Annotated in this window: 15 protein-coding genes and 1 other annotated feature; of the genes, 2 read left to right on the top strand and 13 right to left on the bottom strand. The window is 46.8% G+C overall.

The features are described from left to right. Positions 1–46: 46 nt before the first annotated feature. Genes F8N00_RS02145 through F8N00_RS02125 form a run of 5 tightly spaced genes read right to left on the bottom strand, consistent with a single transcriptional unit; the run spans position 47 to position 2937 of the window. Positions 47–223, bottom strand: coding sequence for a hypothetical protein (locus F8N00_RS02145; protein ID WP_421017677.1), 177 nt, complete (start codon positions 221–223; stop codon positions 47–49). Positions 224–250: 27 nt separating this feature from the next. Then, the gene (locus F8N00_RS02140) at positions 251–637 is read right to left on the bottom strand and encodes a hypothetical protein (protein WP_254606208.1); all 387 of its coding nucleotides are present in this window, start codon (positions 635–637) and stop codon (positions 251–253) included. Then, a complete protein-coding gene (fliS, locus tag F8N00_RS02135) occupies positions 601–969 on the bottom strand; it encodes a flagellar export chaperone FliS (RefSeq protein ID WP_058264652.1) in 369 nt (122 codons plus the stop codon). The genes F8N00_RS02140 and fliS overlap by 37 nt, the downstream gene beginning before the upstream one ends. Positions 970–988: 19 nt before the next feature. Continuing rightward, a complete protein-coding gene (gene fliD, locus F8N00_RS02130) occupies positions 989–2560 on the bottom strand; it encodes a flagellar filament capping protein FliD (protein WP_421017676.1) in 1572 nt (523 codons plus the stop codon). 20 nt (positions 2561–2580) lie between these two features. Beyond that, positions 2581–2937, bottom strand: coding sequence for a flagellar protein FlaG (locus F8N00_RS02125; RefSeq protein WP_035396237.1), 357 nt, complete (start codon positions 2935–2937; stop codon positions 2581–2583). Positions 2938–3063: 126 nt separating this feature from the next. On the opposite strand from F8N00_RS02125, the gene F8N00_RS02120 reads away from it, so the two are divergent. Next, on the top strand, positions 3064–3903 hold the full coding sequence (locus tag F8N00_RS02120; RefSeq protein WP_421017675.1) for an endonuclease: 840 nt from the start codon (positions 3064–3066) through the stop codon (positions 3901–3903). A 388-nt stretch (positions 3904–4291) separates the two neighbouring features. Here the strand turns inward: F8N00_RS02120 and F8N00_RS02115 are convergent, their stop codons facing one another. The 6 genes from F8N00_RS02115 to F8N00_RS02090 all read right to left on the bottom strand — a co-directional run bounded on the left by F8N00_RS02115 (position 4292) and on the right by F8N00_RS02090 (position 10900). Then, positions 4292–5374, bottom strand: a complete 1083-nt coding sequence (locus F8N00_RS02115; RefSeq protein ID WP_421017674.1) for a flagellin — start codon at positions 5372–5374, stop codon at positions 4292–4294. 217 nt (positions 5375–5591) lie between these two features. Next, positions 5592–6875, bottom strand: coding sequence for a methyl-accepting chemotaxis protein (locus tag F8N00_RS02110; protein WP_035396232.1), 1284 nt, complete (start codon positions 6873–6875; stop codon positions 5592–5594). Positions 6876–7039: 164 nt separating this feature from the next. Beyond that, a complete protein-coding gene (locus F8N00_RS02105; RefSeq protein ID WP_421017673.1) occupies positions 7040–8548 on the bottom strand; it encodes a peptide ABC transporter substrate-binding protein in 1509 nt (502 codons plus the stop codon). Positions 8549–8646: 98 nt separating this feature from the next. After that, positions 8647–8884: a binding site (T-box leader), on the bottom strand. Between the two features lie 62 nt (positions 8885–8946). Continuing rightward, positions 8947–9339, bottom strand: coding sequence for a hypothetical protein (locus F8N00_RS02100; RefSeq protein ID WP_029342516.1), 393 nt, complete (start codon positions 9337–9339; stop codon positions 8947–8949). Between the two features lie 184 nt (positions 9340–9523). After that, positions 9524–10354, bottom strand: a complete 831-nt coding sequence (locus F8N00_RS02095) for a GNAT family N-acetyltransferase (RefSeq protein ID WP_421017672.1) — start codon at positions 10352–10354, stop codon at positions 9524–9526. Between the two features lie 63 nt (positions 10355–10417). Next, positions 10418–10900, bottom strand: a complete 483-nt coding sequence (locus F8N00_RS02090) for a hypothetical protein (RefSeq protein WP_421017671.1) — start codon at positions 10898–10900, stop codon at positions 10418–10420. Between the two features lie 136 nt (positions 10901–11036). Here F8N00_RS02090 and F8N00_RS02085 point away from each other — a divergent pair, with 136 nt between their 5' ends. After that, positions 11037–11540 carry a hypothetical protein gene (locus F8N00_RS02085; protein ID WP_023469278.1) on the top strand — a complete coding sequence of 168 codons (504 nt, stop codon included), beginning with the start codon at positions 11037–11039 and terminating at the stop codon, positions 11538–11540. Between the two features lie 79 nt (positions 11541–11619). Here the strand turns inward: F8N00_RS02085 and F8N00_RS02080 are convergent, their stop codons facing one another. Together F8N00_RS02080 and F8N00_RS02075 are read right to left on the bottom strand one after the other, a co-directional pair. Next, complete coding sequence (locus F8N00_RS02080) at positions 11620–12885, bottom strand: histidine kinase dimerization/phospho-acceptor domain-containing protein (protein ID WP_421017670.1); 1266 nt, start codon at positions 12883–12885, stop codon at positions 11620–11622. Then, positions 12882–13538: a response regulator transcription factor gene (locus F8N00_RS02075; RefSeq protein WP_214746769.1), complete on the bottom strand. Its 657-nt coding sequence runs from the start codon at positions 13536–13538 to the stop codon at positions 12882–12884. The genes F8N00_RS02080 and F8N00_RS02075 overlap by 4 nt, the downstream gene beginning before the upstream one ends. Positions 13539–13570: the final 32 nt, after the last annotated feature.

The following is a 13570-nucleotide window of genomic DNA, read 5'->3' as shown; positions in this document are numbered from 1 at the left end:
TCAAATAAAAAGAACGGAATCCGCGGATTCCGTTCTTTTTATCGTGTCATGATTCACGGCGATACTTCTCTTCCTCATACGCATCCGGTTGTTCCGAGATTGGACGCTCGAGCGCTTCCCACGACTCCGTCTCGACATCCGGTTCAATGAACTGATCGTACGAACCGTCCGATTGAAAATAGGTTTGTGGGACACGGCGTTTACCCTGCTCTTGTTTCTTCACGAAAGATTCCTCCCTCACGCAAAAACATTACTGACGCGAATCAAAATACGGGGAAAAGCTATTGTCGACATCCTCATACGGATCGACGTATGACTTACGACTCGACTGTGTCTGACGCAACTGACTAATTTGTACCCCTAATTTAGCCGTTTCCGCTGATAATTTCAAGTCGATTTGTCGACTGTCCGCCACCAGCTCTTGAATGATCGCTTGATTTGCACCGGCTAGTAAATTGGAGTGTGCGGCAATGAACGCTTCCCGTTCATTCAGCAGATGTTGAATTTTTTCAATCCAATCATCATACGTCTCGTCGCTCGGCGTCTGATCTAGTAACTCCATCAGCCGTTTCGTCTTGAGGCGAAGCGGATCAAGCGGACTCATCGTTGCTTCGCGAGCTTCATCGCTTCTTTCCACGTCTCACGGAACTCTTCCGCAAAACCGATCACTTCCTCAATCGCAGCGACATCATTCTTGACGTTCGCATCCATCAAACGTCCTTGCATATAATCATAGAGCGCGTTCAAGTCTTTGGATAATGCAATCGACTGATTGAGTGTCAATTGAAGTTCACTGATGATTGCTTGTGCTTTTTGGATGTTCGTATTTTTTTGTTCGATCAACCCTTGCTCAATCGATCGTTTCGCGAGCATCGCGAATTTGATTAATCCTTCATACAACATAAGCGTTAAGTCTTGTGGTAATGCTGTTGTGACTGAATTTGTCTGATACGTAGCATAAGGATTCATTACGTTACCTCCTTCATTATTATCCTTGACCGAGATAGCCTGCAAGTGTAGCCGACTGACTGTTTGCTTGGTTCATCGCTTGTTCCATCGCCGCGAATCGACGATAGTAACTGTCTTCTTTACGTTTGAGCTTATCTTCCCAAGTCAGCATGCTTTTATCGATATCCGCGAGCGACTTACCGAGTCGGTAGGTCGTCGCAACGGATCCATCACGCCCGGCGACGTTAGAAATCTTATCACGTAGATTTGTCGTAAAGGTTTGAATTTGGCGAGCGAATCCACTTAATCCATTCGGATTATCGATTTCGGTTCCATCGGCTTGCTTGATTTTAGCAGGTGCATCTGCCGTAAAGAGACGATAGACACCATCCGGATGTTTTTCGAGCATCTCTTTTAGTTTCGCTTCGTCGAGTTTGATTTTCCCGCCATCTCGGAAATCACTCGTCGACGTAATTCCGATTTGCGACAGCGAACTTAACGCCACAGGACCTGAAGCGGACGGAATCGTGTAGCCGGTATCAATCTTCGCTGATAACGTACTGCGGAAGTCATTCATACCATCACGTAAGTAGGAGTCGTTCTTCAAGACACCACTCATCGCCTTTTCTTCCCACTTCTTCACTTCATCTTCGCTTAATTCTTTTCGCTGAGCATCAGTCAATGGTTGATAATCTCGGTACTTCTCTTCCCGAACCTTCTTATTCATCTTATCAACCATGTCATTATACTTATCGACGAATTTCTTGATCGAATCAAAATTCGCTTGCGTATCTAGGTTTGTTGTTAATGTCACTTGCTTGTCTGTGACATCGTTCAACGTAACCGTTAAACCATTCTGCACGAATGTATTGGAGGTCTGCTCAAGTTGGGTCCCACCCATGGTGTAAGAAGCATTATTCCCATCTTTCACTACTCTCGTTGGTGGAGTAGTTAGCGCAGATGCGTTCTTATCAATCCAAACAATTCCTTCACCTTCACTCAACTTTCCAGTAGCTTGTCGTGATAAAACTAGCTTCCCTGTTAATTCGTTGAAAACAGCGCTAAGACCTAACTCTTTCGAACTATTAATTTGAGTAACTAGATCGTCGATTGTCGCTGTCTCATCTAGTTGCAGTGTTACTTTATTCGGAGTACCCGAACCATCAGCTGCATAAGTTTGCAATTCAAGATTTATTTTTTTTGTTGTACTATCAATTCCCACTAGCTGGCTATCTTTCAGTTGAGTCTTACTTGTCAATTTTGCTGTTCCTTGACTAATCGTCAAAGAAGAGGCTGAAGCCAATTTATCGACTGAGTCGATTGTTACGCTACCAGCTGGCGCTCCAGCACTTGCCGTTACAGTCACTACAGACGGATTCGAACTCGTGACCGTTTTCGATAGATAATTCTTCGATAATAACATATCACTCGCAGCAGAACGTAAATCGAGCAACCCTCGGTTCATTTCACGATACGCATCGCGTTGCCATGTCATCGTCTGTTTCTTTTGTGATAAGCGATCGACGGGAGCACGCTCCGCCTGCATCAATTGTTTAATCATCGTTTCAGTGTCAATGCCGCTCGCTAGTCCGCTGAGTCGGATTCCTGCCATCTAATCAGTCCTTTCTTCTATTAAATCCGCTTATCAATTAATTGGTTGAATTCAAGAAACGCTGCAAAGAAATCGAGTTCCTTTTTACTTGGAATCTCTTGTACGACATTATCGTTCGTGTCAACGACCTGAATATAATACTCGTTTAATTTTTCATGTTTGACGAACTTCAATCCCGTTCGTTGCAATTCAAGCTTTACATTCGCTTGTTCAATCGCCACTTCGAGTTTTTGGACGTGTTGAGGAGTCGGTAAGACAATGACACCATCTTCCTCCAACTCTGCTTGGTTCGCTTCGACGAAGACATTTTTCGTCGCTTCATAGGGTAAAACGTTCGAAGGCAGGTGAAGCCGGATTTCCGTATTGATGGAATTCATTGTCTGTCACTCCTTGTCTATTCTCTATGTAGTATATCGGCTATTCTTCCTGTTTTATAAGTTTTATTTTAAAGATCATCAAATCGGGGTATTTGGAACATATGTTCTTCAAAAGGAGGAGTTTTAATGCTGATCGATGAATTGACTCCAACACAGCAAGCGATTCTATTGGCTAGTATTTTGGGTGATGGTGAGATTACCAAGTGCTATCCCGGCTCACGCCGGAAAAATAATAGTTATCGTGAACATTTCGGGGAGAAGCAACGATTTTATCGAGAATGGAAACAAAAACACTTACCGGATTTATTCTATATCAGGCAAAATAACTTAGTCTCTCGTTCACTCCCTTTATTTACGGAATTGTATCCGTACTTCTATCCTTCTAATCAAAAGGATATTCCCCTTTCTCTACTTCCTCGTTGCCGACATCCGTTCTTTTTATTGACGCTTTATCTCGATGATGGATCATTGATCGTATCGAAACGATATAATTCGAAACAACAACTGATCGTAACGCCTACCATTGCGCTTTATCTTCAATCCTTTTCAAAATCATCCTTATCATTGTTTTGCGACTGGTTAAATCATCATTTTACGTTACGCTTTCAAGTAGCAAATATCCCCAACGGATCGGGCTATTATTTACGAACGACTCGTTTTGAAGACACGATGCAATTTCTCAGTCGTTTGACTCCTTATTCCGATGACTTAATCGCTTTTTCATATAAATTAGACTGGACAAGTCGTCTTAAGATTATCCAACAAGAGCATCCGAATCATGAAATCATTAGTACCAAAACGAATCGTTACTTCAGTCCATCAGAAGTCGAGCAGTTGATAGCACTTGAAGCAGCTGGCTTATCAATCCCGGACATAGCAAAACGATTAACTCGCTCCGTTTGGTCGATTTATGCAAAGCTATCTACAATAAAAAAGGCCACGGAACGAGTCCGTGACCTGAAGTAAACGATATGACCAATTACGATTAACGGAGTAATTGGAGAACGCCTTGCGGCTGTTGGTTCGCTTGCTACGCGCATTAGCTTTCGCTAATGATAAGACTATATCTTCATCCTTGAAGTTCAAGGAGCTGGGCACTTCCCCCGCCGTTTACGGAGTACGGATTTCATAACCATCGGACAAGTCCATTAGGTCGTCTATCCTAGTCGTTGAACCTTCACCAAGGTTTCCCTACAGGTGCTTGGCTGCTGATTGTCCAATCCTTAATGTTTTTCAGAACGGTCACGCTCGCCGTTTCCAGCCACGTTGTCGTACATCAAGGCTCTCAGGAGTTCCAGCAATTCACCCAGTCATGATCTAATCCGTTACCCGATTAGACGCCCGGTAGAATCAATCATCGAAGGAGTTGGAGAACGCCCTGGGGTGTTTGATTCGATTGAGCCAACATTGCTTGTGCAGCTTGTGCAAGAATTGAGTTCTTCGTTTGAGACATCATTTCTTTCGCCATATCAACGTCACGAACGCGTGATTCAGCCGCTGTTAGGTTTTCAGAAGATGTTTTCAAGTTGTTGATTGTGTGATCAAGACGGTTTTGATAAGCTCCTAATTTAGAACGCTCAGAAGAAACTGTATCAATAGCAGTTTGTACAGTAGTAATCGCAGCATCTGCTCCAGCTTTAGTAGAAACGTCTACAGTGCTAATACCCAGTGCCGCTGAACGCATATCTGAAATACTTAAGTTGATATTTTGTCCTTCGTTAGCTCCAATTTGGAAATTAGCTGATCCAGCAGTAACCACAACAGCACCAATTGCAGCATCTGCAGCATAGTTAGAATTTGTTTTGATTTCGATTCCGAAATCCGAGAAATTTAAAGTTTGTGCGCCAGCTACGTTGCTAATCGTTTGTGTTTTTGTACCACCGTCACTCATTGTCAATTTCCCAGCTGCTGCAGTGATTGTATAAGTACCAGCTTTAGAACCGGTAGTACTAGCAGAAGCAACTCCACCTACAGCAAGTACTGTTGTACTTGCTGGAGCTTGGTTTACTGTTCCACCAAGACCACCATTTAAAAGTTTTTTAGTGTTGAACTCTGTATTGTTACCGATACGGTCTACTTCAGTCAATAATTGACCTACTTCTTTTTGAATCTCCGAACGGTCGTTGTTATTATTAGTATCGTTGGCAGATTGAACAGCTAATTCACGAACACGTTGTAAAATATCATGTGTTTCGTTTAGAGCACCTTCAGCTGTTTGAATCATTGAAATCGCATCTTGCGAGTTCTTAGAAGCCATATCTAAACCACGAACCTGAGCGCGCATTTTTTCAGAGATTGCAAGACCAGCAGCATCATCGCCAGCACGGTTGATACGAAGACCTGAAGCTAATTTTTCCATAGACTTACTTTGTGCACCTGATGCTGCAGATAGCTTGTTGTGCGTGTTAAGTGCTGTAATGTTGTGATTGATAATCATTGTAATTTCCCTCCATAGGATAAGTTTTTTGTCTCTTTGAAGATCCATCTTCTCCGAGATGTGCCCCCTGGCCGGCCCAAGGGTGACACAGTAGAATTAGTCGATGACTGCTTCCACCCTATATATCGTCGTCCCTCCGAAATGTTTAATGCTTTTTTCAAAAAAATCCAAAAAAAAAATCGTGCATCCTGTTTTAGGATGCACGATTCCTCACCAATCAAAGACGCGTCGCGCCTGTCTCTTCCTGTAATTGCTCGGCTACCGCAACCAATTCTTCCATCGCTCCATTGACTTCACCGAGTGAAGCTGCCTGATGGCTTGATGCTTGTAAGACTTGCTCCGCATGTTTTGATGCTTCCTCGACCATTGCGAGGATATTCGCTGTCGTCAAACCGACTTGATCAATCTCTTGATCGGACTTAACAACGAGTTGGTCGACCGATTTTACGCGTGAGTAGACATGCTCCGTCGAATGATGAATCTCTTCAAATGACGATCCGGCTTGCTCGACAAGACCGACGCCTGTCGCGACTTCATTTTGGACATCCGTCATCGCATTCGCTGTATCATTAACGAGACGTTTAACGCCTGAAATTAAATCCGTGATCTCTTTTGCTGATGTTGCAGTTTGTTCTGCTAGTTTCTTAACTTCCGCTGCAACGACAGCAAATCCACGACCTGCTTCACCCGCTCGTGCCGCTTCGATCGAAGCATTCAAGCTGAGTAAGTTCGTCTGAGCAGAAATATCACTGATGACGTCCGTGATGCGTGAGATTTCACCTGTCATGTCCGTCAATCGACCATTGAGTGTCGCTGACTGCTCCATCTTCTTCGAAATCATATGCATCGCTTCAACCGAATCTGTCGCGAGTGTCTTCCCGTTCTGCGCTTCCGTCTGCATGACCGTTGCTGATTTCAACGCTTCGTTCATTTCTGCTGCGACTTCATCCATCGTCCGCTTGACCGCACCGAGTGCGTCCATCGAAAGATAGGCTTGATCGACGTTTTCGTTCATTTTGGCGGATAGTTCTGCCATCGCTGACCGAATGCTTTCACCAGACGCGTTACCTTCTTGAACAGCTGCTGCGATTTCTTGCGCTGACGCCGTCAATTTATCGCTTGAGCTCCCCATTTGCGTTGCTTGTTTGCGGATATGTAAGACCATTACTTCGAGCTCATGCATGAGCTGATCGACTTCATCTCCACGTTTTGCTTCTTCAAAATCAACATCGAAGTTGCCGTTTGCGACTTCGCGTGCTGTCTCGGTCGCCTTTTCAATCGCTTTGATCGGTTGACGGAGAATGAGTTGTGTCAACGTCGTTCCGATCAAGGAGAGGAGAAGACCGATACCCGCCCCAACCCAGATTGCATTCGTATCTGCTACGTCGAGCCCACGGTGTAGATATAAGACGAGTTGTGCTGAGATACCACTTGTGACGGCTGAGATCACCAATACCCAAAAGAACAATCGTAACTTCAAGTTTCTTCGAAATCTTTTCATAACTGCGACTTCCCTTCTTGTTTCTTCTTTTCACCGTTCTCTCTATCGGCTAGTGATGAAAGCGGTTTTAGCAAATTGACCTGATTTCAGAATAAAATTACCAAATCTCTCCCATACAAAAAATCCTCTTTTCCTTGTTTCATCAGGAAAAGAGGATACGGGTGTCAGTTACGGTTGATTTCGACGTATTTATAGGAAATATCCGTTCCGACATTGTGTCGCGCGAGATTCTTCACTTCTGTGTTTTGCAAGAAGGCATTCTTCCGTTGGTAGACCGGTGAGATCGCTTGATCATCAAGCAATACGCTTTCTGCTTTACTGAGTAAGGCAAGGCGTTTGTCTTGATCGAGCTCACTTTCAGCCTGTTTCAAGAGACGGTCATACTGTTTGTTCGAGTAGTCCATCATGTTGAACGGGTTACCCGTCGTGAACAAGTTCAGGTATGTCGTTGCATCTTGATAGTCTGGTGCCCAGCTCGCGAGTGATAGATCGTAATCCCCGCGTCCTTCACGAGCAAGACGTTCTTTTTTCGGCAGTGACAACAGTTTAACGTCGACGTTCTGTTTCTTCAACGCCCCTTGGATGTACTCACCGATTTTTTTCGAGACGTCGTCATCTTCGATCAACATCGTCAACTCAAGATTTTGCTTCGCTAGCACTTTGTTCGCTGCTGCTGCATCATACGACGATTCGATTTGGCGCGCATTGTCATACTTCGGATCGAGTTCTTGTGGCACGATGTAGTCCGCTGGCAGTGATCCGTTTCCGAGTAACGTCTCCGTCAACGCCTTCTTATCGTACGCCGCGTCGATTGCTTGACGTGTTTCTTTATCTTTCAAGGCATCTGTTTTTTCGTTTATCCGGATGAAGAACATCCGCGAATCGCTGAACGTGTTGTACTCTTTTTGATTCTTGTACGTCACGACGTTCTCCGAATTGAGTGGCGCGACATCGAGTTCGCCTGACTCGAACAAATTGATTGCGAGCATCGGGTCCTTGATGATTTTAACATCGACTTCGTCGATTTTAACGTTCTTCCGGTCTGCGTACTCAGCATTCTTCGCGAGCGTATAACCTTGCTCGGCTTGATATTTCTTGAACGTGAACGGTCCGTTGTAAACGTTCGTCTTCGGATCCGTTCCGAACTGATCGCCTTCTGATTTGACGATATCTTCCCGGACTGGCATATAGGTACCGAACGTCGTCATGCTGAGGAAGTATGGTGTCGGACGTTTCAATTCGATTCGGAGCGTCTCATCGTCGACCGCTGTCGTTTTTTCGACTGGCTCGAGCAAGTAAGCGAACGGTGAGTTCGTTTTGATGACGCGCTCGAACGCATAACGGAAGTTCTCTGCTGTGACAGGCTTTCCGTCAGACCATTTCGCATTCGGGTCGAGCTTGAACGTATAGACTTTTCCGTCTTCAGACACACTATGTGATTTCGCTGCCGCCGGAACAAGTTCGTTGTTCGCGTCGAAGCGATAGAGTCCTTCGTAGATTTGGTTGAAGATGTTTGACGTGATAGCATCTGCCGGATCAACCGACAGGAGATCATAGCTCTCCATCGTATGCAGGACCTTCTTATCTGCTTTTTTCTCTTCTGCTGGTTCTGTCGTTGCACATCCTGCTAGTAGGACTGCCGTACTCGCCGCTGCGATCAATGTCTTTTTCATGTTTCGTGCCTCCTGAGAAATATGATGAGCGTTGGATGATTCGGCATACCTTGACGTACAACAAAAGGCGCCCTCTACGCATAGCTAACAGCTATTGCATAGAGGACGCCTGTATCCGCGCGGTGCCACCTCTGATTGAGACGAAGAATCGCCTCCACTTGTCGCTGGTCCAACAACCAGCTAGCCCGGTAACGGGGGCAACCGTCCTGTCTACTCGAAGGTTCAACAGGCTCTCAGCGGTCCATTCTCGTTCAGCTTACCGTGTCAGGCTCTCACCATTCCTGACTCGCTTGGTCGGCAGTGTTGACGATACTTACTCCGCGTCGTCGATGTAATTGATATGGCTTAACTTGTTGTTTACTTTACACGGCTTGTTTTTCGCTGTCAACGAAAAAAACTCAGAACGGATGGTCTTCTTGTTTTTCTTGTTCCCGACGGACCGGACGTGGTCGAATCGGTTCGACATGTTTAACATGTGTTCGTGTAACGATTCGGTTGCTGAACGCTGCGTCAAGTAAGATTGTGATCGCTGCTGCCATGTGTAAGAGCATCCCGACGACCGGAATGACACCGACCGTTGATGCGACGATCCCGACGATGTTCCCTTTTGAGACATTCCCGGCACGTGCCGTCAATACGACGACGACGATGTGAAACGCGAGCATCAACCACAGGGCATTATAACCTGAGAAAAAGACGATTGAACCACCTAAGAGCGGAATCCCAAGTACCGCTTCCATTCCACCTGATACCCACTTCAACGTCCGCAATGAATCCTGTCGACTCTCCATGACGTCGCCTCCTCTTTTTTTCCATATGTCTAGTATACGACGGATTGCAGAAAAGGTTCCAACGTTTTTGTTTAGTTTCTGTAATGATATCTATAAAAAAGAACGATCCGGAGACCGTTCTTCGATGAGGCATCACACGTCCACTCGACTTCTTCGAGCCGAAAATTCGTGATGCTCATTTCAATTAAACCGCCAACACGTGGAACTGATAGCCACGATGCACAACGAATCCTGCCTCTTTGTAAAGATCGAGTGCGCGATCGTTATCTGTTTCAACGTCGAGTTCGAGTTGTGTCCGACCTGTTCGGAACAACGCCTGAACCATCAGCTTCAGCATCTTTTTACCATAACCATTACCTTGCGCTTCTGGACGAACCGCGAACGCATGGATGCTCGCTTGTGTATCGGAAGCAAGATAGGCACGGATGACGCCGACCGGTTTGCCGCTCGCGACACCGATGAACGTAATCCGGTCGTCAGATTCGATTGCTTGATAGATCGACTCTGCTTCTTCGTCCGTGTTCCCGAACGATTTACCGAGCGTCTCAACGATGAACGGACGATCGTCTGCTGTCGCTTCACGTAATTCGAAATCCGGATCGGCTTTTAAGAACAACTGTGCCTTTTTTAAAACCATGTTGTACTCTGTCATCCGGTACTCAGCACCTAACCCTTCGAGGACAGCTTGACCTGACTCACTTGCGTCGTCAATGACGAACGTAAATGCTTCGACGCCTGCTTTCGTTGCCCGCGCACGTGCCGCTTCGACAAGTGCCGTGAAGACACCTTGTTTCCGATAATCCGGATCGACGAAGACGTTTAGTTCCCATTCCGTCGGTAAGTACGCGAACGCTTGTAAATATCCAATCAATTGCTCGCCATCATAGATTGCGAAATCGTTCTCGCCAACCCAATCGGCTGCGACCTTTAATTCAATACCATCGTGATCGTTGACACATTTTTCGAGTTGTAATACATCTGTTGTTTGTTTGACGTCTGTGACGTTCCATTCCATATTCATTCACCTCATTTTCAACTATACCGAACGAACAAAAGAAGCACTAGCAAAAGCTAGTGCTCATTGCAGTTTAAATGTCTTCATCATCTGCGGGACGTCCTTGACGATCAAGTTCTCGATCGCTTTCTTGCCGACAGCGCCTTTAACGGCTTCCGTCGGTAAGACGTAGTAGTACGTTTTACTCCCTTTCGTCCCGAGATATGTACCATATCCGATTTCACGGTCGAACTGTTTTTTTGAGAGCTTTTTCGGCTCGTAGTTCAAGTTAACGAGCAGCTGATCCGCTCCTTTAACTTTATAGTACAACGCGAACGTACCGCTCCGCGTGATGACACCGTATTTTGACTTGACCGTCTTGTTCTTGACGAGCTCGACTTTGTCTTGCTGGATCGCCTTTTTCAACGCGTCCGTCGTCTTGACGGTATAGCCAAACGATTCGTTCGCAACGACTCCTTTACTATACGTCACGTTACTTGCGGCAAATCCCGTCACCGGAGTCAGACATGCTCCGAGTAAGACCCCTATCATTGCGATTCGTTTCATGCTGACTCCCCCTAAAATGATTGATAGTAATGGATTCCCTTTTGTGAAATAGGTAAACTCTATTCTCGAAAAAGATTTGACGGAATTGTCTAAATTTCTTACGATAGGGATAACGAAACGAAATGGGGTTAAAGCGATGACTGAACAAGAACAATTAACGCAAGAACAGCTCGATAACTTGCTCAAGAATGCGTTTGCAATGCAGGTTCCGATCCTCGAGAAGTTCATGAAGGATACACACGATCGCTATGCACTCGCAACGACGTCGTTCAAGCGTGATATGGAAGCGATGAAAGAGACGGAATGGCATCAGTTCTTCGCGAGTAAACTGTTACCACACTTCTTCCTCGAACACCTCGGATTCGGTGCCTCGTTCCGCTTCAACGGACACGATAAGGAAGTCGATCTTCCGGAAAACGTCGTCCCGGTCCGTAATGATGCCGATGAGCAAATCGATAAAGTTGTCCTTGGGGTCAAAAAGGCGATGCAAGACGAGCATATCAAAAACCACGATCTCGTCGCGAACTTCTATAAAGAAACACTCGAACTCGCTTGCCAGATGGGCAGTCGTGTCGGGATGAGCGATGAGTTCTATACGCTCGTCAAACCAAGTCTCGTTCATGCGAACGAAGGCGAATAATCGTTGAAATTCAAGAGAGGTCAGTTCCGGAAAGCTTTCCGAGAACTGACCTCTCTTTTTGTGTAACGAATTGGTCCAATCAAAACCGAACGTAGAAGACCGCTCCCCCACCACTTCGGTCTCCAACACCATAATCAAATTGATGACTATCAAGGATCATCCGACTGATCGCAAGACCAAGTCCATGACCGGCACTGCCTTCTTGTTTGACGTAGACGTCCCAAATCGTCGCCCGGTCTTCTGCTCGGACTCCCGCTCCTTCATCCTCGACCGTCAATTCGTCATGCGTTAAGCGAACGGTAACCGTCCCGCCGACGGGTGAAGCAAAATGGGCGTTCATCAAGAAGTTGATCAGGACACGTTCAAACATGCGTGGATCAAGGGACTGCCTAACCGGTTGCAGCTCTGTCGCCAGCGTCAGTCCTGCCTGCGTGAACGTTCCACGCAGGCGTTCGACTGTCGCAAGCACGAGTTCATCGAGTGCCACATCCGTCTTTTCAAGCGGCATCCGTCCACCAGCAAGCTTCGAATAAAGCAACGTCTCATCAATCAGATGACCGAGTCGATCCGTCTCCTCGATGATGCTCGTCGTCACGTCGGGCAGTTCGGTGACGGGAATGACACCTGCCGCAAGTGCCTCCGTCTCGTTTCGAATGATCGCGAGCGGCGTCCGCAAGTCGTGGGTGATGCCAGCAATGAACGTCTTCTGTAGATGATCCTTTTGTTTCAGTTGTGTCTGCATCTCGTCGACAGCGTCAATCAACTCTCCGACTTCATCCTTCGGTCGCGCCGGTAAGACGACATCTGTCTCGCCGGCACCAATCTTTTGAGCAACAGACCGAAGCGTCACGATCGGTCGCGTCAGGTGCCGTCCCATGTAATAAGCAAGCAGTGATGCGAGCAGCAACGTCACGAGTAACGCGAGTCCAATCGCGATATAGACACCGTCGAGGGCGCTACTTGCAAGCGGTGCTTGTCGAACCGTCGTGATGCGCGTTCCGTCAACGGTCAGCTGATACGTCAGCAACCGTTCGTCTTGTACTTCGATGACGTCTTCTTTCTTTAAATCGTCGAGAAGTGGTAACCGTCCGGCTGGTCCGCGCGCCCCGATCCGTTGCGTCAACCCGTCGGTCGTCAAAAACCCTTGAATATCACGCGGAATCGGCGTGTCGGCTTCAAGCGCTTGTTTGATGATGTTCGCTTCCCGGGCGAGTTGATCGTACCGTTCACCCTCTGCGAACCGATTGACGAGAAACGCCGTCAAGACGAAACTAAGGACGCCCATCACGAGCAAGGGACCAACGACAGCGTATAAGAACTTACGCATCAAAGGACGTCGCTTCATTCAATCGCCTCCAATCGATAGCCGACCCGATGCACCGTCTTCAGTTGTTGTTTAATGACCGGCAACTTATCCCGTAATTGTTTGACGTGTGTATCAACGGTCCGGGTATCGCCACCGAACGCATAGCCCCAGACGTCGTCGAGAATCTGATCCCGACTGAGTGCCTCCCCAAGGTGTTCAATGAAATAGAGCAGCAGCTCGAACTCCATCTTCGCGAGATTGACCGCCTGCTCACCTGTTTTGACTTGGCGTCCTTTTTCATCGATCGTCAAGTCACCGAACGCATGGCGAGCAACCGGACGGACTTTTAATGCCCGTTCAAGCCGAATCGTTAACTCCTTCAGGACGACTGGTTTGACGAGATAATCATCGGCACCGAGTTCGAGTCCGAAAACGCGATCATCCGCCTCGCCGCGCGACGTCATCATGAAGACGACCGGCGGCTGAACCTGTGATTTGATACTTGGTACGAGTGACCAACCGTCACCGTCTGGTAAGCGGACGTCGATCAAGACGGCATCAAACGCTGTCGTCAGGCACTGTTTCGCCTCCGCTAATGAACCGGCAATCGTCACCTCATACGCATGGTGACGGAGGAAACGTGCCGTCACTTGTGCTAATTTTTGTTCATCTTCAATCAATAGTACGTTCATCATCATCCCTCCACTCTTAGTGTAGCGCCTTT

Source organism: Exiguobacterium sp. A1_3_1 (assembly GCF_048985645.1).
GTDB lineage: Bacteria > Bacillota > Bacilli > Exiguobacteriales > Exiguobacteriaceae > Exiguobacterium_A > Exiguobacterium_A indicum.
The sequence above is the reverse complement of the archived record's forward strand: the minus strand, read 5'-3'. Positions and strand labels throughout refer to the sequence as shown.